Annotated in this window: 26 protein-coding genes and 1 riboswitch; of the genes, 11 read left to right on the top strand and 15 right to left on the bottom strand. The window is 68.6% G+C overall.

The window, feature by feature from the left end; genetic code table 11:
• Window positions 1-62: 62 nt before the first annotated feature.
• Window positions 63-2135, bottom strand: coding sequence for a beta-propeller domain-containing protein (locus ACIBVQ_RS08980; RefSeq protein ID WP_386193847.1), 2073 nt, complete (start codon window positions 2133-2135; stop codon window positions 63-65).
• 85 nt (window positions 2136-2220) lie between these two features.
• On the opposite strand from ACIBVQ_RS08980, the gene ACIBVQ_RS08975 reads away from it, so the two are divergent.
• Window positions 2221-3786, top strand: coding sequence for a succinic semialdehyde dehydrogenase (locus ACIBVQ_RS08975; RefSeq protein WP_399176551.1), 1566 nt, complete (start codon window positions 2221-2223; stop codon window positions 3784-3786).
• Window positions 3787-4362: 576 nt separating this feature from the next.
• Here ACIBVQ_RS08975 and ACIBVQ_RS08970 read toward each other — a convergent pair.
• The gene (locus ACIBVQ_RS08970; RefSeq protein WP_399176549.1) at window positions 4363-5274 is read right to left on the bottom strand and encodes a helix-turn-helix domain-containing protein; all 912 of its coding nucleotides are present in this window, start codon (window positions 5272-5274) and stop codon (window positions 4363-4365) included.
• A gap of 136 nt (window positions 5275-5410) precedes the next feature.
• Here ACIBVQ_RS08970 and ACIBVQ_RS08965 point away from each other — a divergent pair, with 136 nt between their 5' ends.
• From ACIBVQ_RS08965 to ACIBVQ_RS08955, 3 genes are all read left to right on the top strand, one after another.
• Window positions 5411-5728 carry a hypothetical protein gene (locus tag ACIBVQ_RS08965; RefSeq protein WP_399176547.1) on the top strand — a complete coding sequence of 106 codons (318 nt, stop codon included), beginning with the start codon at window positions 5411-5413 and terminating at the stop codon, window positions 5726-5728.
• A 327-nt stretch (window positions 5729-6055) separates the two neighbouring features.
• On the top strand, window positions 6056-6538 hold the full coding sequence (locus ACIBVQ_RS08960) for a DUF2690 domain-containing protein (RefSeq protein ID WP_386194089.1): 483 nt from the start codon (window positions 6056-6058) through the stop codon (window positions 6536-6538).
• 327 nt (window positions 6539-6865) lie between these two features.
• Window positions 6866-10510: a GDSL-type esterase/lipase family protein gene (locus tag ACIBVQ_RS08955; RefSeq protein ID WP_399176545.1), complete on the top strand. Its 3645-nt coding sequence runs from the start codon at window positions 6866-6868 to the stop codon at window positions 10508-10510.
• A 93-nt stretch (window positions 10511-10603) separates the two neighbouring features.
• Here ACIBVQ_RS08955 and ACIBVQ_RS08950 read toward each other — a convergent pair whose 3' ends face one another.
• Entirely contained in the window at window positions 10604-10828 is a 225-nt protein-coding gene (locus ACIBVQ_RS08950) for a hypothetical protein (protein WP_399176543.1), read from the bottom strand.
• Between the two features lie 315 nt (window positions 10829-11143).
• Between ACIBVQ_RS08950 and ACIBVQ_RS08945 the strand changes: the two genes are divergently transcribed.
• Window positions 11144-11557 (top strand): hypothetical protein, encoded by a 414-nt coding sequence (locus ACIBVQ_RS08945; RefSeq protein ID WP_399176542.1) that lies wholly within the window; start codon window positions 11144-11146, stop codon window positions 11555-11557.
• A gap of 93 nt (window positions 11558-11650) precedes the next feature.
• Here the strand turns inward: ACIBVQ_RS08945 and ACIBVQ_RS08940 are convergent, their stop codons facing one another.
• From ACIBVQ_RS08940 to ACIBVQ_RS08905, 8 genes are all read right to left on the bottom strand, one after another.
• Window positions 11651-12982 (bottom strand): alpha/beta fold hydrolase, encoded by a 1332-nt coding sequence (locus ACIBVQ_RS08940; protein ID WP_399176540.1) that lies wholly within the window; start codon window positions 12980-12982, stop codon window positions 11651-11653.
• 11 nt (window positions 12983-12993) lie between these two features.
• Window positions 12994-13317 (bottom strand): ArsR/SmtB family transcription factor, encoded by a 324-nt coding sequence (locus ACIBVQ_RS08935; protein WP_399176538.1) that lies wholly within the window; start codon window positions 13315-13317, stop codon window positions 12994-12996.
• Window positions 13318-13408: 91 nt separating this feature from the next.
• Window positions 13409-14137 (bottom strand): AAA family ATPase, encoded by a 729-nt coding sequence (locus ACIBVQ_RS08930; RefSeq protein ID WP_399176536.1) that lies wholly within the window; start codon window positions 14135-14137, stop codon window positions 13409-13411.
• A 54-nt stretch (window positions 14138-14191) separates the two neighbouring features.
• A complete protein-coding gene (locus tag ACIBVQ_RS08925; RefSeq protein WP_352010139.1) occupies window positions 14192-14410 on the bottom strand; it encodes a BldC family transcriptional regulator in 219 nt (72 codons plus the stop codon).
• Window positions 14411-14423: 13 nt separating this feature from the next.
• A complete protein-coding gene (locus ACIBVQ_RS08920) occupies window positions 14424-14657 on the bottom strand; it encodes a hypothetical protein (protein WP_362916217.1) in 234 nt (77 codons plus the stop codon).
• 414 nt (window positions 14658-15071) lie between these two features.
• A complete protein-coding gene (locus tag ACIBVQ_RS08915; RefSeq protein WP_362772982.1) occupies window positions 15072-15362 on the bottom strand; it encodes a hypothetical protein in 291 nt (96 codons plus the stop codon).
• 59 nt (window positions 15363-15421) lie between these two features.
• Window positions 15422-15796, bottom strand: a complete 375-nt coding sequence (locus ACIBVQ_RS08910; protein ID WP_362772979.1) for a hypothetical protein — start codon at window positions 15794-15796, stop codon at window positions 15422-15424.
• Entirely contained in the window at window positions 15793-16008 is a 216-nt protein-coding gene (locus tag ACIBVQ_RS08905) for a hypothetical protein (protein ID WP_399176533.1), read from the bottom strand. The genes ACIBVQ_RS08910 and ACIBVQ_RS08905 overlap by 4 nt, the downstream gene beginning before the upstream one ends.
• Before the next feature lie 644 nt (window positions 16009-16652).
• Here ACIBVQ_RS08905 and ACIBVQ_RS08900 point away from each other — a divergent pair.
• The 3 genes from ACIBVQ_RS08900 (at window position 16653) to ACIBVQ_RS08890 (ending at window position 19221) form a co-directional block, all read left to right on the top strand.
• The gene (locus ACIBVQ_RS08900) at window positions 16653-18002 is read left to right on the top strand and encodes a hypothetical protein (protein WP_399176531.1); all 1350 of its coding nucleotides are present in this window, start codon (window positions 16653-16655) and stop codon (window positions 18000-18002) included.
• 172 nt (window positions 18003-18174) lie between these two features.
• The gene (locus ACIBVQ_RS08895; RefSeq protein WP_362772965.1) at window positions 18175-18540 is read left to right on the top strand and encodes a hypothetical protein; all 366 of its coding nucleotides are present in this window, start codon (window positions 18175-18177) and stop codon (window positions 18538-18540) included.
• A 108-nt stretch (window positions 18541-18648) separates the two neighbouring features.
• Window positions 18649-19221, top strand: a complete 573-nt coding sequence (locus tag ACIBVQ_RS08890; RefSeq protein ID WP_399176529.1) for a hypothetical protein — start codon at window positions 18649-18651, stop codon at window positions 19219-19221.
• Window positions 19222-19260: 39 nt separating this feature from the next.
• On the opposite strand, the gene ACIBVQ_RS08885 is transcribed toward ACIBVQ_RS08890, so the two are convergent.
• Complete coding sequence (locus ACIBVQ_RS08885; RefSeq protein ID WP_399176527.1) at window positions 19261-20193, bottom strand: GlxA family transcriptional regulator; 933 nt, start codon at window positions 20191-20193, stop codon at window positions 19261-19263.
• A gap of 12 nt (window positions 20194-20205) precedes the next feature.
• On the bottom strand, window positions 20206-20790 hold the full coding sequence (locus ACIBVQ_RS08880; protein ID WP_386193807.1) for a cysteine hydrolase family protein: 585 nt from the start codon (window positions 20788-20790) through the stop codon (window positions 20206-20208).
• A 209-nt stretch (window positions 20791-20999) separates the two neighbouring features.
• Window positions 21000-21111: riboswitch (TPP riboswitch) on the top strand.
• Between ACIBVQ_RS08880 and thiC the strand changes: the two genes are divergently transcribed.
• On the top strand, window positions 21106-22806 hold the full coding sequence (thiC, locus tag ACIBVQ_RS08875; protein ID WP_399176525.1) for a phosphomethylpyrimidine synthase ThiC: 1701 nt from the start codon (window positions 21106-21108) through the stop codon (window positions 22804-22806). Its footprint overlaps the riboswitch before it by 6 nt.
• A gap of 87 nt (window positions 22807-22893) precedes the next feature.
• Window positions 22894-23250, top strand: coding sequence for a DUF5335 family protein (locus tag ACIBVQ_RS08870; RefSeq protein WP_352010128.1), 357 nt, complete (start codon window positions 22894-22896; stop codon window positions 23248-23250).
• Window positions 23251-23372: 122 nt separating this feature from the next.
• Here the strand turns inward: ACIBVQ_RS08870 and ACIBVQ_RS08865 are convergent, their stop codons facing one another.
• Together ACIBVQ_RS08865 and ACIBVQ_RS08860 are read right to left on the bottom strand one after the other, a co-directional pair.
• Window positions 23373-24071, bottom strand: coding sequence for a response regulator (locus ACIBVQ_RS08865; protein ID WP_399176523.1), 699 nt, complete (start codon window positions 24069-24071; stop codon window positions 23373-23375).
• A complete protein-coding gene (locus ACIBVQ_RS08860) occupies window positions 24068-25306 on the bottom strand; it encodes a histidine kinase (protein WP_362916190.1) in 1239 nt (412 codons plus the stop codon). The genes ACIBVQ_RS08865 and ACIBVQ_RS08860 overlap by 4 nt, the downstream gene beginning before the upstream one ends.
• 341 nt (window positions 25307-25647) lie before the next feature.
• On the opposite strand from ACIBVQ_RS08860, the gene ACIBVQ_RS08855 reads away from it, so the two are divergent.
• Window positions 25648-26919, top strand: a complete 1272-nt coding sequence (locus ACIBVQ_RS08855) for an ATP/GTP-binding protein (protein WP_399176521.1) — start codon at window positions 25648-25650, stop codon at window positions 26917-26919.
• Window positions 26920-26960 lie beyond the last annotated feature (41 nt).

The following is a 26960-nucleotide window of genomic DNA, read 5'->3' as shown; positions in this document are numbered from 1 at the left end:
GCGGGGCTGTGAAAGCACGGCCGGCACGCCCCGGGGGAAGGCCGGGGCGTGCCGCCGTACCGTCAGTCGAACGGGATCCAGGACCGCTCGGCGAGGCCGTCCATGGCGTTGACCTTCACGCCCTGCTCGGAGAACGTCCACAGGCCGTCGCCGATGACGACCGCGCGGCGGACGGTCGGGTCGAACAGGATCGGCTCACCTTTCTTCACGGGCTTCGGCTTGGGGTGGACGACGGTCCCCGTCCTGGTGACGGCGGAGTCGTCGATCTTGAGGACCAGGGCGGAGCCGGTGGTGTTCGCCGTACCGTCCCAGGTGTTCAGCGGCAGCACCGCCATGCCCGTCTTCGCCCAGTACAGGAAGGCGTGCGGGTCCCACTCGGCCTCCGAGCCGGAGTCCTTCTGGAACATCTGCGACAGACGGCGCGGGTTGGCCGGGTCGCTCACGTCGAAGAGCGAGACCTGGGTGCCGAGCGTACGGCCCTCGGTGTTCGCCTCCTGGCCGATGCCGATCAGCCGTCCGTCACCGGCGGGGTGCAGGTAGGCGGAGTAACCGGTGATCTTCAGCTCGCCGGTCTTCCTCGGGTTGGCCGGGTCGCTCAGGTCGAGCGTGTAGAGCGGGTCGACCTGCTTGAAGGTGACCACGTAGCCGACCGGGCCGATGAACCTGACCGAGTAGATCCGCTCGCCGTCGCCCAGGCCGCCGACCTCGCCGACCTTGGCCAGCGTGTCGTCCTTCAGGACGTGGACGGTGCTCGAACTGTTCTCGGCGGAGCGGAAGACGGTGGAGTTCGTGGTCGTCGCGACCCGCAGGTGCCCCTGGTACTCCGACATGGCGTACTGGTTGATCAGCCGTCCCGACACCTTCCCCGAGGCGACGTAACGGGGCGCTCCCGGCGCGCTGATGTCGAACCGGTGGATCTCGGTCTCCTCCGGCGGCTGCTTCGGCGTCTCCTCAGGGGTGGGAGTCGGGTCGGCCGACGGATCGACCGGGGGAGCCGACGGGTCCTCCTGCGTCGGCTCGACCTGCGGAGCCTGCGCGGAGCCGCTCTCGGCCGGGGTGCCGGTCGGAGCGTCCTCCATCGGGACGACGTCGTCGATCGGCCTCGGCCACCACCACCAGCGCGGGTTGCTGGCCACGTACAGGCTGGTGCCGGTGCCGTACACCGTGTCGCCGTCGGCGGCGACGCTGATCGGCGCGGTGTCGGCGAGCCCCTGGGACAGGTCGAGGGTGTGCACGGTCAGCAGCGAGGTGCCGGTGTAGTCGTCAGGGTGGCTGACCCGCTCACAGCCGACCGACTTCTTGACGGAGACGCCCTTGGCGTCGGCCGTCTCGAACGTCGGCAGCCACGCCGTGATCGGCGCGCCGTTGACGGTCGCCCTGTTCTTCAGGGTCCGCTCCTGCTCGGAGAGCTTGGGGCCCAGGTCGGGGAAGGGGATGTCGGGCTGGCTGCGGACCACGATCCGCACCGTCGAGCCGATCATCCTGGCGTCCACGTGCGAGCCGTTCGGGGTCAGCGAGCCGATGACCTTCGGCTCCCCGGACAGGTCGACGAGCACGTAACGCGGTCCCGGGCTCGGCGCCTGCTTGGCCACGGCGCCGTAGGGGATGATCCCGCCGCCGGAGAAGAGCACCAGCGCCCTGTCCCCGCTGACCAGCAGGTCGGCCGGGGCCCACGACTGCTCGGGGCTGACCAGCTTGAGCGTTCCGGTGATCTTCTTGGTCGCGGCGTCGATCACCCGCAGCACCCCGCGGTTCACCGTGATCACCCGGTTGCCGTCGGTCTTGACCATGTCGGGTTCGTCGACCCCGGCCTCGTGGGTGTTCGTGGTCGAGTGCTCCTGGTTCGCCTGGTCCTGCCCCGACCCGATGGCCTTGGCCTCGGCGACGTCGGAACGGGCGTACATGATCTGCGGCCCCCCGAACCCCCACGGACCGACCTGCTTGGCCGCCGCGGCCCGCAGCCCGGCCAGCATGTCGTCGCAGCCGCTGTAGGAGACCAGTTTGACCTTCCCCAGCTCCACGACCGGTGCCGTACGGCTCTCCCCGTCCGCCGACCCCGTCGAACCGCTGCACCCCGTGGTGAACAGCGCGGCGGCGAGAGTGACGGCGCCCGCCGTACGAATGGATGTCCTCATGCCCCCTACACGGATCGTCATCGCGTCCGGTTCATGCCATTACCGCCCGGTAGTCAGCGGCGGTCACCCGGAATACTCTTCGAACATGGCTGTCACTGTCGGTGTGAACCGGACCCTCGACCCGGCGATGATCGCACGCATCGTTCAGCAGGTGACCTCCGGCGGAGGGAAACGGACGATCGTCGCGCCGTTCACCGAGGAACCCCTCGCGGACATGCCCGTCTCGACCGCGCAGGACGTCCGCGCCGCGTACGCCAAGGCCCGCGCGGCCCAGCGGGAGTGGGCCGCGCTGCCGGTGCACGAGCGGGCCAGGCCGTTCCTGCTGCTGCACGACGCCATCCTCGACCGGCGCGAGGAGATCCTCGACGTGGTCCAGTGGGAGACCGGCAAGGCCCGCAGGCACGCCTTCGAGGAGGTGCTCGACGTCGCGGGCTGCACGCTCCACTACGTACGGCGCGCGCCCGCCCTCCTCGCCCCCCGGCGCAGGGCGGGCATCTTCCCCATGGCGACCAAGGTGACCGAGACCCGCCACCCCAAGGGCGTCGTGGCGCTGATCTCCCCGTGGAACTACCCCCTGTCCCTCGGGGTGACCGACCTCGTCCCCGCCCTGCTCGCGGGCAACGCCGTGGTCCACAAGCCCGACACCCAGACCGCCCTGTCCACCCTGTGGACGATCGACCTGCTCGTCTCCCTCGGGATGCCCCGCGACATCTGGCAGGTCGTCCTCGGCGAGCCTGACGAGGTCGGCGACCCGCTGATCGACGAGGCCGACTACGTGGCGTTCACCGGCTCGACCCGGGGCGGCAGGAAGATCGCCGAGGCCGCCGCCTCCCGGCTGGTCGGCTGCTCCCTCGAACTCGGCGGCAAGAACCCGATGATCGTGCTCGACGACGCCGACCTCGACGTGGCCGCCCAGGGCGCGCTGCGCGCCTGCTTCACCAACGCCGGGCAGCTGTGCATCTCCATCGAACGGCTCTACGTCCACGACGCCGTGTACGACGCCTTCGTCGACCGGTTCGTCCGCCAGACCAGGAACATGAAGCTCGGCTCCGGCCTCGACTGGGCCGTGCAGATGGGCTCGCTCACCTCCCGCCGCCAGCTCGACGCCGTCAGCGCCCACGTGGACGACGCCGTCGCCAAGGGAGCCAAGGTCCTCGCCGGAGGAAAGGCGCGCCCCGACCTCGGCCCGCTGTTCTACGAGCCCACGATCCTGACCGGCGTCGAGGACGGCATGGCGCTGTGCCGTGACGAGACCTTCGGCCCCGTCGTCTCCGTCTACCGCGTCGGCGACGAGGAGGAGGCGGTCGAGCGGGCCAACGACACCGCCTACGGCCTCAACGCCTCGATCTGGACCGGGAACCTGGCCCGGGGCCGTGCCCTCGCCGCCCGGGTCAAGGCAGGGACGGTCAACCTCAACGAGGGGTACGGCTCCGCCTACGCCTCCTACGACGCGCCCATGGGCGGCATGAAGTCCTCCGGCCTGGGTCGTCGTCACGGCTCCGAGGGCCTGCTGAAGTTCACCGAGGCGCAGACCATAGCCAGTCAGGCCTCCTGGCTCGGCTTCGAACCCATCCTCGGGATGACCTACGACAAATACGCCGACACCCTGACGAGCCTTCTGAAGACCATGAAGAGGTTCCACCTCAAGTAGAGCACCGTCCCGCCCACACCTGGTCGATCCGCTCAGCATCGGCACGAGCCGGACCGTCGCCGATACACCGGCGCGTACGGCAGGCCGTCCCGATGCCGCCCGGTCGCGAAGGCACCCCCTCGGCGATCAGCGGGGCGACGCGCTCGTCCAGCGCCGATCGTCTCGGCCGCGCGCGAGGGCGCCTTTGGTCGTCGGTGCGTTCGCACCCGGTCCCGGTGGCGCCTTTGGAGGTCAACGCGTTCTCGCCGCCCCGCTTCCACAGTGCGTGTCACTCGTAGGCGGATGTGCGGGTGACGTTCAGCGGTCGGGCCACCCGCGGTGGCGGGATCTTTCCGGCGAACAAGTCCGCGGCCTGGAACCGCAGCGCCTCGCGCCGGCCCCGTTCTCGCGCGGACGGTCCTCCGCTTCTATCGGAGATCTCATGCTTCCAGGCTGCCACCTGGACAAACGGCCTATAGCAGGCACCCGTCCTCGGATCACGGTCGCATTTCCCGATCAGTAGACGGCGTCAACGCTGAGCAGGAGCCCGGCCGCGGCGGCCGGCTGAGCCCCGAACGTGCCCGCGCTGCCCGTGTGTCACCGCTTCACGCAGATGGTCTCCACTACCTCAGAGGCGTTCGCATCGATGGTGATCTGTCCACGGGCCTTCACGCATCCCTTGTCGGTGCGGAGCATTCCCGCCCAGTGCTGATCCCTGAGGAAAGCCTCGTCGACACGGCTGGCGGTGCTGTCGTCCGGACGGAACGTCTCCAGCCGGATCCGGATGCCCTGCGACGAGTTGTTGATCAGAGAACCGTAGGGGTTCAGCCGAGCCCAGGCCGAGACGCACTTCTGTGAGTATCTGAGCTCCAGGGTGCCGTAAGCCACCGAGCCGAGCCACACCTCCTGGCCGACCGCCGTCACCGCATCCGGGCAGCCCACTCGCTTGGGGTCGGCGCCGTCAACCTGGGCTTGGCCGAGTTTGTCGGGGCGTGGCAGAACGTTGGACGCGTCGGCCCAGCTCATGGAGGGGGGACCGTCCGGCCAGACGACCAGTGCGACGGCCGTGCCGACGGTGAGGAGGGTGGCGGCGCCCAGCGTCATCAGCCAGGACCGTCTTCCACGTCCCGCTGGTCGCTGCGGCGTCTCTTCGGCCGGTGGCGGTGTCTCCTCGGGAGGCGTCTCTTTGGGAGACGGTGTTGTCGGGGAGGGGGGTGAGATGGGTTCGGCGGTGGCCGGAGGTCTTTGCTGATTCTCGATGGCGTGCCAGCGCTGTTGCCATTCCTCGACATCGCCGCCGCAGGCCGTCACATAGGCAAGGGTCAGGTCCAGAGTGGGGAGCGCGTTCCCGGCTGCGGCACGGGCAAGTGCGGCGGCCGAGTAATGGGCGTGTTCGGCGAGCTTGCGGTAGGACGGGCTGCCGGCCTTCTCCCTCAGTCTCCGCAGGTCGAAGGCGAAAGCCTGCAGGGGCCCCGCTTCAGGGTCCAAGGGCTTCTCAGGACGAGCCATCCGCAGAGCTCTCCTCGTTGTCTACATGTTGTCTCGATGATCACACATGCTAGGCGAATGTCCAATAGATGATCATGGCGGATACGGCTAGACGGTCGTTTGTGGTGCGATGAGGTGAACTGACACCGAACTCCACTTGATCACCGAATCCCGAGGCGTACCACTCACCCCGCACCTGACCGGCGGCGACATCGCGGACCGCACCGCCTTCGACGCGGTCATGGCCGCCTTCCGGATGCGCCGCCGCACCGGCCTGCCCCGCACCCGCCCCGATCGCCTGCCGGGCGACAAGGGCCACTCCTCCAAGAGGCCCGCTTGCGCCTGCGACGGCGCGGCATCCAGGCGGTCATTCCCGAGCGAAGAGACCAGATCGCCAATCGCAAGCGCAAGGGCAGCCGGGGTGGCCGTCCTCGACCTCGTGGAACGGTGTTTCGCCAAGCTCAAGCGGTGGTGAGTCATCGCCACGCGCTTCGACAAGCTCGCCGACCGCCACCTCGCGGGCGTCACCCTGGCATCCGTCATGCTCTGGCGCCGCCGTTCCGAATTGTCAGACAGGCCCTGGGCGGCAACCGAGTGGATCTCCACAATCGCGCTCGGCCGTCCATCGCGTTGTCTCCACGTTGTCTAGCGACATCCACACGCTGGGCGACAACCGCGTGGAACACCACGATCTGATCGACGCACCCGAAGCCCGACACCACCGTCGAGCGGATGGTGCTTTCGAAAGGAGCGGCTCATGTCACGGCGAGGTGTCTCACTCGCACTCAAACTGTTCGGGGTGATGCTGGCGGGGTCGGTGGCCATGGCCTCCGGGCCGGCGTTCGCGTTGGACGACCCCTCGGGACGGCGCGCGGCCGGAAGCGATGCCGCCTGCTACGCCAACCCTTCGGAGGCGACGTGCGACAACACCGACCCGGAGGTGTCCGGGTGCGGCAAGGACGCGTTCACGGTGTCGCAGGCCTACCTCTGGCACCACACCGAGGGCGGGACGCCCACCGTCCAGGAGAACGCCGTCGTCGAACTGCGGTATTCGCCGCATTGCGGAACGAACTGGTCGAAAGTCAGAGTCTTCGACGGTGCGGCGTCCGTACAGGTTCACCTCTGTCGGGACGGCTTCAACACCTGTACTGATCTGTACACCGTATACGGCAGCACTCTCGCCTTTTCCGATCAGCTCTACGCCCGCAACGTCACCGCGACCGCATACGGCGCGTGCTGCTGGGGGAACGGAGCCGGTCCGGCCTGGGCCGAGGTGTCCGGCTGACCGGATAAGGATGCAGCCGGTCGTCGACATTCGTAGCACGTGACGGTGTGATCGGGGACTTCTGCGATGCTCCCCGTTCACACCGCATGCCGTGAAAAACACCGGCGAACAATCGCACGCCTGGCCGACCGTTCACTCGCGCGTGCCTGTACGACCGACCCATCCGACCGTGAGTTCTCGTCGCACCGCGGCTCATCCCGCAATCCCCGCACTCGCCCAAGCGCACGGTGGAAACTCATGTCCCCACAGTCATTTCGCCCACTTCGGCGTCGGTCGTCCAGACAGCGAAGGCTGCCGACGCCGTTGCTCCTCTTAGCCGTTCCCCTCATGCTCGTCACGTCGGCTCCGGCGGCCACCGCCGTCCCGTCGTACGGCCCCCAGCAGGCACACCACTCATCGGCCCCGAACGTCGCCAGGCATTCGCCCGTCGATCGGCAGGCGCTGGGACCGGGCCGCAAGAAGCTCCTCTCGTCGCCGCCTGCCGTCGGCTCCGGGGACGTCATCGTGGCGGCAGCCGCGGACAAGGACGGATACCACCTGTTCACGGCACACTCCAGCCAGAGCTGGCGCTGGCGCCCGCTCGCCTCGTTGCAGCCGGGCGGGTACTCGGGCGAACCCTGGATCGGTAACCATTGCCTGACCGGAGACGGCAAATCAATTGTCGCCGTCGTGGCCCCCTGGCATGCGAACAACAGCCCCGGCGGCCTGGGCCACGGCGGCCTGGCCTATGCGGTGGACATCGCCACCGGCAAGGTGCGTCCGCTGGCCGCGAAGATGGCACTGACCTACTTCAACCCAGGCTGCGGCGCCGGAGACGACGTCGCTCTCACCCGGTTCACCGGAGCGGAGAGCGGCCGGACAACGGTGCTGACCGCCCAAGCCAGTACGGGGAACACGCGTACGGTCGGCGAGGTGCCCCAGCAGCTCACCGCGGCCGTGCCGGTGAGCGGCGGCGTCTACGCAGCCCGCGGCGACCATGTGGTGCGCCTGAACGGTGACAGGGCGCAGGAGGTGTTCTCCGTACCGGGCCAGGCGTTCCGATTGACACCGGCCGCCGGCGGCAGGGGCCTGGACCTGCTGGTGGCCCAGGCGGATCGCAAGGCCCAGGTATGGCACTGGAACGGGAGGAGCAAGAGCGCCCATGAGGTCGCCGAGGGCGACCTGGCCGATCTGCGCCTGCTCCCCGGCAGGAACGGCCGCAACCGTATCGTGGGCGCCGCGGAGAATCGCCAGACGGCAGAGACCGAACCGGTCGGCGTTCCCGCCGGAACCTGGATCGAGACAGGTTCGCTTGACGGGACGGCGCTGCTCGGCGCCACTGTCAGTGGCGTGGACGGCCGGCGTCTTCTGGACGGGCAGGGTCGTACTCTGACGCCCGATCTTCCCAAGGAGCGAGTCCGTCCCTACACCAAGCTCCCACCAGCGCCGGACCGGCGGAAGGCTGTGCGAAGCAGTGGCACCAAGGCGCTCGCCGCCGACGAGCCGGTGTGCGCGGTGCCGCGCAACGACATCTTCAACCAGGTGCCGCAGCCCAGTTACCAGCAGGTGGAATGGGCCGCCAACCGCGCCGGGCGCGGCACTCTGGTCGGGGTCGGGGGAGGCGCCCTGCGGCCGGGAGGCGCTTTCAACCTGTCGCAGCCCGGATATTCACCGAGCCGGGACTTCCCGTTGCCCGCTCCCTTCGGCACGAACGGTGACCACATCCCTCGCGAGGTGATCAGCGCGGTGTTCGCGCAGGAGACGAACTGGGCGCAGGCGAGCTGGCACGTGCGCCCCGGGCTGTCCGGCAACCCGCTGATCGCGGACTACTACGGATCACGCGCCAGCGAGTACATCGACTACTCCCAAGCCGACTGCGGCTACGGGCTGGGCCAGATCACCGACCTCATGCGCATGGGTGCCACCGGTCAGCCCAGCGGCCTCCAGCGTAAGATCGCCGTGGACTACGCCGAGAACGCGGCCGCCGCAGCGCAGGTGCTGGCGCGGAAATGGAACCAGCTCGGCGCGGCCGGCATCACCGTCGACGCCGGCAACCCCGGCAGCCTGGAGAACTGGTATTTCGCCGTGTGGGCGTACAACAGCGGTGTGAACCCCCAGGGCAGTACCGGCAACACCTCGGGGTGCACGCCGGGTCCCGGTTGCACCGATGCGGACGGCAACTGGGGTATGGGGTGGACCAACAATCCGGCCAACCCCAACTACGATCCCCAGCGGCACCCGTTCCTGCATGTCGGCGTCGAGGGCGCGGCGGTGCGCACGTTCGACGACGCTCGTCATCCGCAGGACTGGCCCTACCAAGAAAAGATCTTCGGCTGGATGGAGAGCGGCCAGCAGGACCTGTACGACGGAGGGTTGAAGTTCGAGGGCACCTACGACTACGCCACCCAGACGGGCGCCCTGCTGGCGCTACCCAACCTGTTCGCCATGTGCGACCAGACCAGCTCCTGCGACTCGCAGGTGCTGAATCCGCTGCCGCATGCGGGAATCTGCCAGCGCGCCGACTATCACTGCTGGTGGCATCGCCCCATCATCGTCTGTGTGGTCGTTCTGTGCCACGGAGGCACCGATACCGTCGCCGACAACGCGCCGGAGCCCTCGGCCCTCAATCCCTCGCCGCCCGTATGCGGTCGTCTGGAGAGCGGCCTTCCTCCGGACACGGTCATCGTGGACAACCAGGCGGCGGGGGTCAACCTCGTCGGCTGCTCCCGCCCGGACTGGACCAACGGTGGGCGTTTCTCCGTCGCTCGCGGGATCAGCGAGCCGGGCGGCCCCGACGGCAACGACGTCGATTGGCACCAGCTCGGTGTCGGGTTCGGCGGGCACGCGTGGTTCACCCACACGTACCTCAACGGTGTGCCCGCGCAATGGTCGGTCGAGGCGACCTGGCAACCCGACAACCTGGCACGGGGCCGCTATCGGGTCTACGCGTTCGTTCCGAGTGACGGTGCTTGGGCTATGGCGAGGTATGTCATCCACAACGGCAGGGGCGCCACCTGGGCGAAGGATGTGAACCAGGAGCTTCACCCGAACTCGTGGACGTCGCTCGGTACGTACTGGCTCGGCTCGGGGGCGAAGGTCACACTGAACAACATCACGAGCAACGGCTTCGAGGAAGGCGACGACATAGGATTCGACGCCGTGGCCTTCGCCCCCGTTTCCGCCCCGGGCACGCTGCGACTGCTGGGCGACTCCTTTTCCGCAGGCGAGGGCACACTCACGTACGACCTGGAGACCAATACCAGCGAGAACAAATGCCACCGCTCCGGGCTGTCGTGGCAGCGGCGCTTCCAGAGCGGCAGCAGCGCCTACCACGACATCGACTGGCGGCAGGTCGCCTGCAGCGGCGCCCTTCTTGCCGACTACGAGCAGCCCAATCACTCCGGCAACAAGGGGGAAGGTCCACAGCGCGACGTGCTCGACACGGACACCGGCATGGTCATGCTGACCCTCGGCGGAAACGACGCCGGGTTCGCCCGCGTCCTCGCCAACTGCGTCCTGAACAGATGGACCAGCGACTGCCGCAACAAGTACACCGAGACAGGCACCGGCGTGGACCTGGTGCTGCGTGACATCCTTGACCTGCAGCCCAAGCTCAGTGAATTCTTCACTGATTTGCGGCGCCGCGCCCCCGACGCCGAGATCAACGTACTGACCTATCCGGTCTTCTTCGTCGAGCACGACAGCGAACGCCGACAGGGGTGCATAGATGACGGTGTTTTCAGCGAGGGTGATCGACAGTGGTTCAACTACCTCACTCGCCAGATGGACGCCCTCATCGTGAGAGAGGCCACGAGGGCAGGTGTCAACGCCATCGACATGAGCGATGTTCTCAAGGGCCACGAGCTGTGCACGGATCAGAGCTGGATGACGGGGATCCTGGACACGTTGAGCAAGCAGGAATGGGTGCATCCGAACAGGCTCGGCCACCAGGCCATGTACGACAGGGTACGAGCCACCCTGCAGACTCCCTGAGAGCCTCCGGGATGCCAGAGCACGTCTGACGTTCATGAACGGCCGACGTCGCCGGCCATGACATGAAGACCTCCAGCAGAGCGCTGGGGGTCTTCATGCGTGCGCTGCCAGGACCGGATGACGTTGGCGCTCCGGTGGAGGGCGGGTGGTCACGCCGTACTGGGTGGACGCGCCGGTCAGATCGCCGATCCGTGGCCATTCCCGCTCGGGCCCGCGGCTTTCCGCGGAGACGGACAGCCTGATACAGGCGATGCTGAGCGTGGCTCGTGGCCTGTCGTTCTCGGACAGGCCGCCGTACTCCTGCTCGACGAGGGTCACCGGCCGCAGAGGCGATCGCCTCCACCCGGAGCTGGAAGCTGCGTCTGACCAGGCGGTCACGTAGGCGAGGAGTGGTTCCAGGGTGGCGGGCGCGCTGCCCGTCGCCAGTCGCTGCGGCGCACGGCTTGGTGCGTGGAGTGGTCGTGGGCGGCTCGGCCGTCCATCTCGTTGTCTCCACGTTGTCTCGCGGCATCCACACGCTGGGCGACAACCGCGCGGAACACCAGAATCGCCAATCGACGCACCCGAAGCCCGGCGCCACACGTCGGGCGAACGGTGCCTTGAAGAGATTCACACATCAGATGGAGTACCACAGTGCGTATCAGATCGCTGGTCATGATGGCGGGGCTGCTGCTGGCAGTCGCCCCCATCCCTGCCGCCGCCCAGGCACAGCCCACCGCGACCACCCGCTTGTCGACCGTCGACGGCACCGTCTTCGGCGGCTCCGAAGCCTTCGTGGCCGTACGGGCACGGCCCGAGAAGGGAGCCAAGGACGGCCCCTATATCCAGGGCGGCACGCGTGTCGAGGTCGAGTGCTACGTCGACGGTGGCTCGAATGTCTCCGGTTGGTTCCACCCGTCCAACCCCTACTGGGACAAGGTCGCCGTGTACGGCCCGGGAAGCTCTCCGGGCAAGCCGTTCGCCAGAGGCTGGATGGCCGACGTCTGGGTGAACACCCATGGTGACATCACCAAGCAGTCCCAGCCCTGCTGGGGTACAGGCGGCTGACCGCGGCCCACTCGTTCCCCGACGGGGTCGAGGCGGCAGAGGCTCCACCTCAAGTAGGCGGCGTTCTCCATCCGGCCGCCAGACCTGTGGTCGTCAGCCGAGCAGGAACGCGTGGGCCTGGTCCGCGACCGGCTCGGGGGCCGTCCAGAAGGCGGAGTGATCCTGGTCGGCGAGCGTCAGCACGGTCACGTTCGGCAGGATCGCGGCCAGCGCCTGGGCGCCGGCGCGGATGAAGGCCTCGCCGTCGCCGCCGACGGCCACCGCGATCGGCGCCTTGATCGACCAGCGGTCGGTGGGCAGCGGCCCGCCGTCCTGGAGCCCACGCATGATCCGGCCGTCGTAGGCGTAGGTGTGGGCGTACCTGACCATGGCCTCCCAGGAGGGGTCCTGCTTCATGGCCGGGATGTACTCGGCCGGGACGCCGATCATCTCGGTCATGAAGTACTCGACGGCCTCACTGCGCCTACCCGCCGCGACCAGGGCGTCCTGGTGTTCGACGTAGTCGGCGGGCGCAGGGGGCCTGGAGTCGTCGACGATGAACGGAGGCTCGTACAGGTAAAGTCCCGTGATCTTGTCACCCAGCGCGCTCGCCGCGTCCAGGGCCAGCCCGCACCCGCCGGAACCGCTGGTCAGAGCCGCGGAGCCGCCCGCGACCTCGATGAGCGCGGCGATGTCCTCGATCTCGCGCGCCGGGTCGTAGGGCTGCGGGTCGCCGCTGGCCCCACGGCCGCGCCGGTCGAAGCTGACCACGGTGAAGTCCTTGGACAACGCCTCGGCCAAGCCCGCGACACCGGTGTGGTCCTCGGCGACGTTGCTGATCACGATGACGGCTGGGCCGGACCCGGTCCTCCGGTACGCGATCGTGGTGCCGTCGGCGGAGGTGACGGTGGAGAGTTCGGACATGATCGTTTTTCCTTCGTTGGTTGACGGGCCGTCCAGCAGGCCGCCGAGCCGGTCGAGGGCTTCGGCGTAACCGTCGGCCATCTGGAGTTCGACGGCCCGCTGCAGTGCCTGGCCGTCGGGGAAGCTCGCGGCGACGGAGACGACGCAGCCGTTGTCGGTGGAGGTGAAGGTGACCGAGGTCGGGAAGGTGCCCGTGCCGTCGGGTTGCCACGCCGCGTCGGCGAACACGTCGTCGTAGGCGAGCTCGCGGCGATCGACGACGACGGTGTAGGTGGCGACGCTGCGCACCGGCGCGGCCGAGCCGTCCACCGGCGCGATCTCGAAGCGCCAGCGCCCTCCCGGCCGCACGTCCATCTCGTGCACGGTCGCGGCCCACCCCTGCGGCCCCCACCAGCGGGTGATCGCCTCGGCGTCCGTCCAGGCCCACCACACACGCTCGACCCCGGCCGCGTAGGTGCGGCTGATGTGGAGGGTGTTGGCCGACCTGTCGACCACGATCCCGTCTGTGATGTCCGGGGACATGCTCAAGTTCCTCACTGATCGGCCGTTTCGTCGAGAAAGGCACCGAGACGATCCATCCGCTCCGACCACAGAACGGCGAACCCTTGTGCCCAGTCACTCAGCTCACGCATCGCGTTCGGATGCAGCCGGTAGATCCGCTGCTGCGCCCGTTTGGTGACTTCGACCACGCCCGCCTCGGACAGCAGTCGCAGATGCCGGGACACCTGCGGCTGGCCCAGGCCCAGCGCCTCGACGATGTCACCCACCGACCGCGGACCGTCCCTGAGCAACTCGACGATCCGGAACCGGTTCGGCTCCGAGATCGCCGTCATTCGCAGTTGCACGCTGTTGACCACACCTCGAACATACATGCCCGTGTATATATGTTCAAGTGTATGTACTGCGCCATCGGCCGGCCGGGACGGCGGTCGTAGGTGGCGACCCGGTTTACTCCAAGGCGTACCGCAGGTAGAGGTCCGGCCTGGCGAGGAACCGGCGCCAGTGGTCGACCACCTGGAGCCGGTCCCACTCGGTCTCCCGGATGCCGTCGTCGCCGAGTTCCAGGACCCGCGCGCCCGGAAGACTGGAGAGGACGGGTGAGTGGGTGGCGCAGATGATCTGCCCGCCCTCTCCGGCCACCCGGTTCATCAGCGCCATCAGCCGCAGACAGGAGGCGAAGGACAGCGCCGCCTCGGGCTCGTCCATCAGATAGAGCCCGGGGCCGGAGACCATCCGCTCCAAGACGGTGAGGAACCCCTCCCCGTGGGACTGCCGGGTCAGGTCCTGCTCCCAGAAGCCGTACCGGCCGGACACGTTCTGTCCCAGGTTGAACAGTGTCTCAGCCCGGAGGAAGAACACCCGCCGCTTCAGCCTCGGCCCGTGGACGAGCCGCAGTCCCTTCGAGGTCAGCTCGGCGTCGAGCACCTCCCCGAGCGGTGTGGCGGGCCCGGTGCTGGAGTACATGGTGCCCGCCTTGCCGCCCTCCGAGTTGACCCGGCACACATCGGCGACGGCCTCGACGAGTGTCGACTTGCCCGAGCCGTTCTCCCCGACGAGGAAGGTGACCGGCGTGGTCACCTCAAGCCCGTTCTCAACAAGGTGCCGGATGGCGGGTACGGCCCCTGCCCACCCCTCAGGCACCCACCTGGCGGTCAACCGAGTGAGCAACAAGGTCATCCCCTCTCCCCTCGACGCGGCTCACGATATGGCCGTCCGGGCACGTCGGTGACGTCAGGCGTTGAGGAGGGCGTTGATGTCGCTCTCCCGGTAACGGCGCTGCCTGCTGGGAGTGCGGACGGAGGGGATCTTCCCGGTGAGGGCCCATCGGTTGACGGTCTTGGGGTCCACGCCGAAGATGCGGGCCACCTCGCCGGGGGTGAGAAGCCGTTCGGTGGTGTCCGGTCCGGTGGCGAAGGTGCCGTCCGGGGCGACGGCCTTGAGTGGGGACATGGAGGGCTCTCCTTCAGTGGCGGCTTCGGTGGAGGATCTCGTCATGCCGGGCCAGGGCCCTGGCGAGGCGGCGCAGGGACGTACGGCCGAGCATGTCGCGGGCCCCTGCTTCGCGCTGGTGGAGGCGCAGTGGTTCGTAGCGGATGGCCCACCACCGGGGCAGGCCGGGCAGGTGGAGGTACTCGTACCGCCAGCCGGGATGGGTGCTGATCAGCAGGTCGATCAGTCGTCGCTCGTCGTCGGTCATGGTCGTCCTGGTGGGGAGGCGGATTTCGCTCGGCCCGTCATCGTTCGGGTGGGGTTTCCGATCACTCGAACCGTGAAGTCCAGGCGCCTTCGTTCATCCGGGCCATGAGGCCGGAGCCTTCACCCGGCCGGGACTCCCGATCGTCCGGGCCGGGACTTCTGATCGTCCGGGTCGAGTGGAGCGGTGACGCGAGGGCGGGTGCCCGGCCCGGAGCCGGGGAGCACGGGCCGGGCACCCTGGAGGAGGACCGGCCCCACATACGCGGGGCCGGTGCGCCAGACGGTTCCCCTTCCCCAACGCGCATGGGAGCCGTCTTGCGAGCGTGTGCGGCCCAGGTCCCTCCCACCTGAGCCGCACGTTCATGGGGTACGGCGCGCGACGGGTGGGATGACGTCCACGCCCGCCGTACCGGCTTCAGGAGCGCAGAAGTCTGCGCAACGTCGTGGACCGACCCGGCATGACGGCCCGGGAGCCCCGGGCGGTTCGAGCCCGCAGGGCGCGGGCGACGGCGACGGCCTGGATGCTCGGCGGCACCGCCGGAGACACCTGGGCGCTCAACTTACGGTCCAGTTCCTCGGCGGACTCGGCCCGCACCAACAGCACCGCCCCGGGGTACGGCCTGCCGGACAGGACACTCCGATAGGCGCTCCACAGCCCGGACCGCGAGCTGTGAAAGACCAGCCAGTCCGGATGAGCCGCCTGCACGGTGTTACAGGCTCGATCGGAAAACTCAGAAACTTGACGAGGTGCCCAGGACGGGAACATCATGCCGCCCTCCCGTCCGGTGAACGCCGACCACCGGTGGACGCCGTCTCCTCAACGACCGCCACCCCGGAAGGCTCACCCCGCCTGAGGGAAACCTCCGCGCGAACCGGCATCGGGGAGGGCCGGATCGCCCGGATCATCTCCGCCTCTCGCATCCGCTCCTCCAACCCCTCACCGGTGATGTCCTCGACGACCACCGGCCGAGGGTTGTCCCAACCCGCCATCGCGTAGAAGCGGCGATGACCCAGGCTGTAGAGGACGGTCCAGTCCGCCCACGACTGGTTGATCCGTTCAGCCTCAGCGCGGGCCGGGCCGTCCCACACCCGCCGATACACCGGCGCGTACGGCAGGCCGTCCCGATGACGCCCCGTCACGAAGGCACCCCCTCAACGGCGCCCCGGGCCTTCTCCTCCTGCTTGGCCACGGCCTCGCGGACCTCCTCGAAGGTGTCGGCGTCCACCGCCGGCTCCGCCCCGGCCCGCAACGCCGTACGCGGAAAGGCACGGTTGCGAACGGCCCAGAACCGCCCGGCATCACTGATGATCAGCCGCCACCCCGGGATCTCCGGGGTAGAGGGAACGGGCATGTCGTTGTGCATGAAACGGGCCTCCACGGTTCAGGAAGGAACGGCGGGTAGGAAAACGCGATACGGAGCGAATGGCGAAAGTTGTTGTTCGCTGAACCTTGGGCGTCGTTACGCTTGGAGCGCTATCTCGATTCCGGGGAAACGGATGATCTCCTGCTGGGTCTCGCCGGAGCGGCGCTGCCCGATTCGGAGGCACGGTGGCTCGGCGTCAGCTCCTTGGGGGCGAGAGCTGCGAGGAACGGTCCTGGTGCGGCCAGGTTGGTCGTACGGCTCGGTGGGGAGAACATTGCGTCGAGTCGTTGCCGACGGTCGTCTGGTCGGATAGGCAGCGGCGATCATTCGTCTCTCCGGGCGAAGGCGGTGAACACCCTGTACGGAACATCGAAACGAAGCGCTTTCCCACCCCGGAGAAGGGGGAGCGGTGAAACTCGAAATTCCCCACGACAAGGGGAGTACGAAGAGCCGTCAACGGCGTACGGTCGATTCTGGTTTGTTCACCCATAAAGAAAAGGGGACATACCCGAATGGAAGCCGCAAGTGGTCGCCGCCAGGTTAGGGAACTGCGCCGGATACTGCAACAGCACGGAGCTCCGACCCGGCAGATCGCGGCGGTGATAGCCGAACGGTTCGGCGTTACTCCGCTGATGGCCTTCCGGCACGCCACCGGCCTCACCCAGGCCGAGGTGGCCGAGCTGTACAACAGGAAATGGCCCAGCGATCCTCCCAAGACCTTCAAACAGATCTCCTACTGGGAGTGCTGGCAGGGCCCCGGCTCCGAGTCGTCCGCCTCTGCCCGGCCGCCCTCCTACGAGGACCTGGTACGGCTGGCGAGCCTGTACAGGTGCCTGATCGACGACCTTCTTCTCGGCCCGCACCGGAAGCTGCCACTGCCGCCCCCGGAAATCGGGGAACTACTGGCCGACGTCCTGTCGATAGTGGAAAGCGACGGCTACCCTGGAAAAGCCGATGACGCCACGGTCATCACTTTTGATGTCCCGACCGGCGAAGGGACTGTCGCCGTGAAACTTTCCCGTCGTGAATTCACCGAACTACTGGCCGCGGGCGGACTGGCGGCCCTGGTCCCCGGCGCTGCTTCAGCCGAACCATTGACGGCCACCGGCACGACGTACTACCGGCATGTCCTGAACGCCCATCAGGCGGGTCACCACCTTCTACCTCCGGCCGCGCACCTCTCCGTGCTTCAGCGGGAGCTACGCGGCATCGAAAAGGCCCGCCAGGAGGTCCCCGGTGTCGCACGGAAGGAACTGCGGCGGATCCAAAGCGAGTACGCCGAGCACATCAGCTGGCTCCTGCGCGAGAGCGCGGACCTGAACGGCTGCCAGCAGTGGGCCAACCGCGCCGCCACCTGGGCCATGGAAGCAGGAGACACCTCCATGGCCGCCTACATGATGATCCGCTCGGCGAGCCTGGCTCTCGACAAGGGCGACCACGCCCGGGTGATCGACCTCACCACGGCCGCCCGCAACGCCTCCTGGAGGATCCCGCCGGTCCTGCGCGGTGTCGCGCAGGCCTACGAGGCGCGTGGGCACGCGCTCACCGGCACGGTGGCCGCCGCCCAGCTCGACGAGGCGACCGAGCTGATAACCACGGGACGCTCCGAGACCGACCCGCCCTACCTGAGGTTCTTCACCGGCGACTTCGCCGACCTGCAGCGGGCCACCTGCTACGTGGACGCGGGCGAACCCGGACGGGCGATCACCATCCTGCAAAGCAAGATCACCACCATGCCGGCCGCTCACCGCAGAGACCGCGCCGTCTACCTGACCCGGCTGGGCGCCGCCCACGCCGCCGCCAGGGAACCGGACGCCGCGGCCTTCGCGGGACTTGGTGCCCTGGCCGACGCACGCAGATCCTCCTCCGAACACGTCATGGCCGAACTCGACCAACTCGCCGACACCCTGATGAGACAGTGGCCGAGACAACCGCAGGTGCGCCACTTCCAGGAGGAGCTACGCACCGCGCGAGCGGTCTGACCGCCATTCCCATCGTGGTCAGAACCAAGAAGGCCTGCCCATGTGAGCAACACCGCCGTACGGGTCCGCTTGGCACGACCGGAAGGCGGTCTTCCTGCTGTCGTGTGACGACGCAGTGCGCTCTGGAAGGACACCTGGTTGTCCGGTTCCGTCTGAACGAGAGGAGTTTTCGATGAGTGCCACGGCTGAAAACGGTCGTGTTTTTCGGGAGGCCTGGATCGCCGGTGTTCTGAAGCACTTTCCCGGTGAGCCCAAGCCCGGTTACGTCACCCCGTGGGACCAGACCCCCGAATGGGAGCGAGAGGCCGCCGCGGCGGTCTACGGGCAGGTGGCCGAGTTCATCAGGGTCAGCGACGGGAACACCGGCAAGCTCACCCGTGAGCAGAAGGGGCGCTTCGTGGCCCTCTGCTGGATCGCCCAGATCCACAAGCACATCCCCGACCCCAAGCCGTCCTACGTCGCCGACTGGGACGACCTCCCCGAATGGCAGCGCCAGACCGACGCCGACATCTTCGAACGCATCGAACTGGAGTCCTGACAGCCGGGCACAATGGACCCAGGCGGCGCGCGGGCCGCGCAGCCGAACGTCTGCGGATGGAGGCGGTCGTCCGCCTCCAGTAAAAGGGTCTCTAGAAGGATCTGTCTGTTGAGCCTGTCGCGAGCGATGCCTGCGGAGAGCCAGTGGGATCTTCTGGAGGAGCATCTTCTGAACAGCCGCTTCGATGTGGCCTGGATCGACACGGAGGAAATCGGTGAAGCCGCGGAGCGTTTCCGGGTGGATCCGGGCTCTGGAGTTCTCTGCGATCTCGATACCGCGTTCGACCTGATTGAGAACGACGGGCAGGAGACTCTGGTCTGGATCGGGACGCACTCCCCAGGTTGGTCTGTCGCGGTCACCATGAACAGGGGTTTCACGCTGTCCGAAGAAGCGAGCACGGGAGGAAGGGGCGTTCTCGCCCACTGGCACATGGCCGGCCTGTATGAGCTCGCCGACGAGGGGATGGTCTACTACCACGACGGGGAGCACATGGGCAGGGTGGGCGAGGAGGCGTTCCGGGATCACGCGCTGGATCTGGACCTGGACGGCGCCGGATTCCGGGAGCAGGTGGAGTACTACCTCATCCTGGCGGGGCGGATCACGGGCCGGTTCCTCGACCGGGAGTGGTTCGCGGCGTCGCGCGTTCTCTATCGTGTCCCCGGCGACGCCTGGTCTCGCTGATCGAGTCCTGTCCAGGTGGGTATGTACGCCGGGACGGGATCAGCGGCGGAACCCCACGCTTCGGCGGCCCGCCGAGGGCGTCGTACGGGCGCGTAGCCTGCGGAGCATGCGGGCGTCGGCGAAGCCCACGGCGCGGGCGGCGGTCTCGACGGTCGCGCCGCGACCGAGGAGGTGTTCGGCGCGTTCCAGGCGCAGGGCGGTCTGGTAGGCCAGGGGGGTGAGCCCGGTCGCCCTGCTGAACAGCCGGGTCACGGTCCGTTCGCTGCATCCGGCGGCCTCGGCCAGCAGGCTCAGCGGCAGCCGTTCGGTGAACCGGACCTCGATCAGGTCCTGGACGCGGTGGACCGTCTCGTCCACGTGCGAGCGACGGCGCAACAGCGGGCTGACCTGCTCCGCCGTACCGTCGCGGTGGGTGTGGACGAGCATGGCGCGGGCCACCTGCCCCGCGACGTACGGCCCGTGCCGGGTGGTCACCAGGTGCAGTGCCATGTCGGTTCCGCTGGCCACGCCCGCCGAGGTGACGATCCGGTCGTCCTCGACGTACAGCGCGTCCCTGACGACCGTCGCCCGGGGGTGGAGGCGGGCGAGTTCGTCCTGGACGGCGTGGTGGGTCGTGCAGCGGCGGCCGTCGAGCAGCCCGGCGCGGCCCAGCGCGTCGGCGCCCGCGCACACGCTGGCGACCGTACCGCCGGAAGCGTGGTGTTCGCGCAGGTGGCGCAGGGTTTTCTGACTCGCGGGGCGGGTCGGGCCGCGCCAGCCCGGCACGATGACCAGATCGTCGGGCGTCAGGGCCGGCCAGCCGGTCTCCGCCCGCAGGGGCAGCCCCTGGACGGTGGCGACCTCTTCGTCCTCGGCGACGTAGGTGAGCGTGTACGGGTGCCCGAGGTCGTCGGCGGTGGAGAAGACCTGGGCGGGCCCGGCCACGTCGAGGAGGTGCACCCGCGGGATGAGCAGGAAGACGACCCTCGGCATGACCGGCACCTCCTAGTTTCCGGTGAGCTGGTCCACGGTTCTGATGGTGGCGAAACGGCCCGACAGAGCGTATTCGGTGCGGGCGATGATCTCGTCGACGCCGAGTGTGCGCGGGTGCCGTACGAGTTCGGCGAAGGACAGGTCGTCCGGGGCGGTGCGGTGCGGGATCGGTGTGGTCGCGGTGGCGTCGATGGCGAAGTCGACCTCGAAGCCCAGGTCGGAGGCTATGCGGGTGGTGGTCTCGCAGCACTGCTCGGTGCGGATTCCGCAGATGGTCAGCTTCCTGATGCCGCGCTGGGTGAGGTACTGCTGGAGGTTGGTGGTGGTGAAGGCGTTGTGCGCGGTCTTGGTGAGGACCGGCTCCCCGGGAAGGGGCTCGACGCCGTCCATCAGACGGACGAATCCTCGGGCCGGGTCGAAGACGGAGCCCGATCCCGGGCGTGAGCCGAGGACCCACACGACCGTGTCCCCGGCGGCCCTGGCGGCCATGGCGAGGCGGTTGACCTGGGGGACGATGTCGGGTCGTGAGGTGTACCCCCAGTCGGGGAGCTGGAGGAAGGAGTTCTGGACGTCGATGACGATGAGAGCGCCGGTCATGCCCCCAGCCTGGCGACGCGGGGGTCCGGGCTGAAGGCATCACCTGGTCGGCCTGCGGACCGATCCGGTCAGGGGCCTCACCCGCACGCCGTACCCAAGGCGGCCCGTACCCGTGTCGCTAAAAATAGCCACAAGAGGCCAGAAGGTGGCCCCAAAGGGGTGAATGGGGCATCATTGGGGCGCGAACTGAGATCATCTCAGTTCGGCACGTATGCCAACGCGGGAGCTCGGGGCAACCGGGCTGAGAGGGCAGCTACCGCCGCTGCCGACCGCTGAACCTGACCGGGTAATGCCGGCGTAGGGAGAAGTTGTCCTATGGTGCCACCTGCCAAGAATGTCCAGAAGGCTGCCCAGAATGTCCAGAACGCAAGGAAGATCTACCTCACCGGTTCGCGGCCGGACATCCGCGTGCCGATGCGCGAGGTGCCGCTGACCGACGGGTCGTCCGTCGTCCTGTACGACACCTCGGGTCCGTACACCGATCCGGAGTACGACGCCGACCCGGCCAAGGGCCTGCCGCCGCTCAGGTCGTCCTGGCGGCGGACCGGGGAGACGCTCGCCTGCGGCGGGACGGAGTCCTGCGGCGGAACGCTGCCCAAGCCGGTACGGCACACGCAGCTGGCCCGCGCCAGACGCGGGGAGATCACACCGGAGATGGAGTTCGTCGCGCTGCGCGAGGGCGTGGCCGCGGAGTTCGTCCGCGACGAGATCGCCAGAGGCCGGGCCGTACTGCCGGTGAACGTCAATCACCCGGAGAGCGAGCCGATGATCATCGGCCGGAACTTCCTGGTGAAGGTCAACGCCAACATCGGCAACTCGGCCGTCTCCTCCTCGATCGAGGAGGAGGTGGAGAAGATGCGCTGGGCCACCCGCTGGGGGGCCGACACGATCATGGACCTGTCCACCGGGAAACGGATCCACGAGACCCGAGAGTGGATCCTGCGCAACTCCCCGGTGCCGGTCGGCACGGTGCCGATCTACCAGGCGCTGGAGAAGGTCGGCGGCAGACCGGAGGCCCTGTCGTGGGAGGTCTTCCGCGAGACGGTGATCGAGCAGTGCGAGCAGGGCGTCGACTACATGACCGTGCACGCGGGGGTACGGCTGGCCTACGTGCCGCTGACCGCCAACCGCAAGACGGGCATCGTCTCCCGAGGCGGCTCGATCCTGGCGGCCTGGTGCCTGGCCCACCACGCGGAGAACTTCATCTACACCAACTTCGCGGAGCTGTGCGAGATCCTCGCCGCCTACGACGTGACCTTCTCCCTCGGCGACGGGCTGCGGCCCGGCTCGATCTACGACGCCAACGACGAGGCGCAGTTCGCCGAGCTGCGCACCCTGGGGGAGCTGACCCACGTCGCCTGGGAACACGACTGCCAGGTCATGATCGAGGGGCCGGGCCACGTGCCCATGCACAAGATCAAGGAGAACGTCGACCTGCAGATGGAGCTGTGCTCGGAGGCCCCCTTCTACACGCTGGGGCCGCTGACCACGGACATCGCGCCGGGCTACGACCACATCACCTCGGCCATCGGCGCGGCGATGATCGGCTGGTACGGCACGGCGATGCTGTGCTACGTCACCCCGAAGGAGCACCTGGGCCTGCCGGACCGTGACGACGTCAAGGCCGGGGTGATCGCCTACAAGATCGCGGCCCACGCCGCGGACCTGGCCAAGGGCCACCCCGGGGCGCAGGCCTGGGACGACGCGCTGTCACAGGCCCGTTTCGAGTTCCGGTGGGAGGACCAGTTCAACCTCTCCCTCGACCCGGAGACCGCCCGCTCCTTCCACGACGAGACCATGCCCGCCGCCCCGGCGAAGACCGCGCACTTCTGCTCCATGTGCGGTCCGCACTTCTGCTCCATGCGGATCACCCAGGACGTGCGGGCCTACGCCGAACGCAACGGCCTGACCGACACCGAGGCCATCGAGGCGGGGATGCGGGCCAAGGCCGAGGAGTTCCGCAAGGAGGGCGGCAAGGTCTACCTCCCCATGCCCTCACCCCCGGGCGAGGAGTAGACCCGTCCGTTCGTGGGATGTGGCGCGGCCGGGAGCCGACGAGCATGGACAGAGGCGGTTGTCGTTTCCGACGAGAGGGGCTGGCAGATGGCTCAGGAACGACCCGAGGTGCCGCGCGAGGAGTGGCGCCCGTTCTTGGACGGCCTGACGAGACAGTACGAGGGCTCGGACGTGACCATCGAGGTGCTGGACGCCTCGGCCGGTGACCTCTACCAGGCGGAGAAGCTCCCCCTGGCCTACATCGAGTACGACGACAAGGACGACATCTTCTCCGTGGGCGTCGGAGGACGCGATCCGCGTTACCCGGTCGTGCTCCGCCACGGCATCGAACACCCGAGGCGGATCCTGGCCGACACCGTCTCGCCGGAAACGCCACGGGTCTTCGACGTCGTGGACGGGGAGGGCACCCAGACGATCATCACCATCCACCGGCACGCCGCGTGACCTGGTCCGGCCCCGCCGTCGTCGCGGGGCCGGACCGGAGCCGGTACGGCGGCGCCCTTCCCCGGCTCGCGCCGCCGTACCCTCGAAGGCTCGTCCCTGCGTACCCCTCCCCGGGCCGGAGGTCAGGCGTGGCCGCCGGGGGAGATCAGGCCGGTCTCGTAGGCCAGCACGACGGCCTGGACCCGGTCACGCAGCCCCAGCTTGGACAGGATGCGCGCGACGTGCGTCTTGACCGTCGTCGTGCTGAGGGTGAGCCGTTCGGCGAGTTCGGCGTTGCTCAGCCCGGTGGCGAGCAGGCGCAGCACCTCAAGCTCCCGTGGCGTCAGCTCGGACAGGTCACGGTGCGGGGTGTCGGCCCCCGCCTCCTCCCGGCGGGCGAAACGCTCGACCAGGCGGCGGGTGATGGACGGCGCGAGCAGGGCGTCCCCGGTGCGCACCAGCCGTACGGCCGCGACCAGGTGCTCCGGGGTGACGTCCTTGAGCAGGAAGCCGCTGGCCCCCGCGGCGAGGGCCGCGTAGACGTAGTGGTCGAGGTCGTAGGTCGTCAGGATGATCACCCGGGTCTCCTGGGACTCCTCGGCCATGAGCCGCCGGGTGGCCTCAAGGCCGTCCATCTGCGGCATCCGGATGTCCATGAGCACCACGTCGGGGCTGGTCCGCCGTACGGCCTCGATCGCCTCGGCCCCGTCGGCGGCCTCGCCGACGACCTCGGCGCCGTCGGCGGTGAGGATCATCCGGAAACCGGTGCGGACCAGAGCCTGGTCGTCGGCGATGACGACACGCGGCGGCCGGTCGACGGCCCACTCGGGGGGGCGGTTCACGAGGTCGTCCTGGGCAGGCGGGCGACGAGACGGTAGCCACGGCCCCGAGGGCCCGCCTCCAGGCTTCCGCCGTACAGGGCCAGCCGTTCACGCAGGCCGATCAGCCCCCGGCCGTCGCCGGTCCTGGAGAGGGCCGGACGTGCGGCTCCGGTGTCGGTGACCTCGATCCTCAGCCAGTCGCCGTCGTGGCCGATCACGACGGACGCCGCCGCGCCGGAGGCGTGCTTGATCGTGTTGGTCAGGGCCTCCTGGACGACGCGGTAGGCGGCCAGGTCGATCCCGGGGGGCAGCGGCCCGGGAGGCGACGACAGCGTGACGTCCACCGGCGTCCCCGCGGCGCGGACCCGTTCGACCAGGGTGTCCAGCCGGTCGAGGCCCGGCTGTGGTTCGAGACCCTCACCGGGGTCGGCGTAGCGTCCCCCGGCGGGCCCCGCGAGCAGGCCCATGACGTGCCGCAGCTCGGCCAGGGCGGTCCTGCCGCTCGCCTCGATCGCGAGCATGGCCTCCCGGGACATTCCGGGATCGGCCGCCATCACCTTGCGCGCGGCACCGGCCTGGATCACCATCACGCTCACATTGTGGGTCACGACGTCGTGGAGTTCTCCGGCGATGCGGGCGCGTTCGGCCTCGACGGCCCTGCGGGTGGTCTCCTCCTGGGCCTGGCGCAGCTCCTCGATCCTGCGTCTGCTCGCCCTGAGCCGCTGCCGCCAGACATGGACGAGGCTCGCGACGATCCCGGCCCCCAGCAGCAGGACCGAGGGGCCGAACCAGCCGGGCAACCGTGGGGCGACGCCCTCGAAGGCGGCCCCGGCCAGTACGGCGGCCAGCAGCAGACCGGCCACCGCGGCCACCCGGTTACGGCTGTGCGCGACGGCGCTGTAGGCCGCGACGGCGCAGGCCAGCACGGTGATCCAGGTCGCCCCCGCGTAGGTGACCAGCGCGGCGGTCAGCACCGTCCAGAAGACGGCCAGCGGAAAGCGGCGCCGCAACGCCAGCGGCAGCGCCGTCAGCACCACCAGGACCACCGGCGGCTCGTAGTCCCAGGACCAGGCGTCCTCGTCGTAGATCTCGCTGGTGGGTGGCATGACGGTCAGGGTGCCGCTGCCCAGCCCGTCGGGACGCAGCCGCAGAACCCCGACCAGGGGCTGCGGGCCGCCGTGGTCGTCACGGTTCCCACCGGGGAGGTTCACCGCCGCGATCACCGCGAGGGCGGTCAGCGCGACCGCCAGCAGCACGTCGACGACGATCGACCGACGTGACGGTGTGACGGGTTCTCCCGCCGGTCGCAGTACCTCAAGCGCGTACCGTTTCCATGATCGTCGTCCTTCTGCCACCACCCGCCCATTGTGACCTCCACCACCCGGCCCCCACATCCGCCGGGAAGACCAGGCTTACCTTCCCGGGAAGTACACCGCGCGGACGACGGGGGAAACCGGTCGTTTTCCGGGACGTCTGAATCCCGTACCGTACTCAGCCGGTTTTCTTGCTGGCCAGAGAAGTTGGTGGGTCATAATGTGTTTCACGCAGGTTCCCCGCGCGAGATGGCAGGTGGCCTGTCTGATGTGGGAGGTCCGCAGTGCTGATCCGCTTCCGGTTGGCCAACCACCGGTCCATTCACGAAGAGCACGAGCTGTCCCTGATCGCGACCGAGTTCGACGAGGGGACGGCACGCGGCACCGGGCTCAGACACCGAGGCCGGGATGTCTCCGTGCAACCCGTTGTGGGAATCTTCGGTGCCAACGCGTCGGGAAAGTCGAACCTGCTCAGCGGATTCCGGTTCATGCGCGACGCGGTACGAGGCTCTTTCGCCGACTGGGCCAAAACACCGGGGGTGGTGCCCCGCCAGCCCTTCAAACTCGGCCGGACGTCTCGTCGGGAGACGACCCTGTTCGAGGTGGATCTCGTCCTGGGACACGACCCCGTCCGCTACACCTACGGCTTCGAGCTTTCGGACGAGCGGGTGGAGGCGGAGTGGCTGCACGCCTATCCCCACGGCCGACGTAACGTCTGGTTCGACCGGGAGGCGGACCGGCCCGAGTCCGAGGGCGGGGAGTTCGTCTTCAAGGGGGAGGGCTTCAGAGGAGAACGAGAGGCCTTCATCAAGCTGACCCGGCCGAACGCCCTGTTCCTGTCCGTCGGCGCGACGCTCAACGATCCCCAGTTGTCACAGGTGCACAGATGGTTCTTCGACACGTGGTCGGTGACACCGGAAAGAGATCTTGGCGACCGGGTGGCCTGGACCAGGCGGCTTCTGGCGCGTTCGGACCGGGCGCGGAGCCGCCACCAGCGGATCACACGACTGCTGCAGGCGGCTGACCTGGGAGTCAGCCGTTTCGATCTCGACCAGAGAACCGGAGAGATCAGGCTGTGGCACCGTACGGCCGACGGCGGGGAGACACAGCTGGACTTCGACACGGAGGAGTCCTTGGGCACCCACGCGTGGTTCGCCTTCCTGGGCCCCATGCTCACCGTGTTGGAGGAGGGATCGGTCTTGCTGGTGGACGAACTGGATTCGAGCCTGCATCCCACGCTGGCGGCCGAGGTCGTGCGGGTGTTCCAGGATCCCGTGTCCAACCCGCGTGGAGCACAGCTGATCTTCACCACGCACGACGCGACCCTTCTGGGAAGCGCGGTGCTCGACCGCCCGCTCAGTCGTGACCAGGTCTGGATCACGGTCAAACAGAGCTCAGGGGAAACGGAGCTCTACCCGTTGACGGACGCCAAACCACGCAAGGAGGAGAGCCTGGAGCGCGGCTACCTGCGGGGCCGTTACGGCGGTGTGCCACGAGTTACGGCGGGACGGATCGCCCGCGAACTCTCCTGGGAGGAAACGGAGGCCACGGCGTGAACGGGCGAACCGACCGTGAGCAGGGACGTGCAGGGCGAAGA

The organism is Streptosporangium sp. NPDC049376 (assembly GCF_044466505.1).
Taxonomy (GTDB): Bacteria; Actinomycetota; Actinomycetes; order Streptosporangiales; family Streptosporangiaceae; genus Streptosporangium.
The sequence above is the reverse complement of the archived record's forward strand: the minus strand, read 5'-3'. Positions and strand labels throughout refer to the sequence as shown.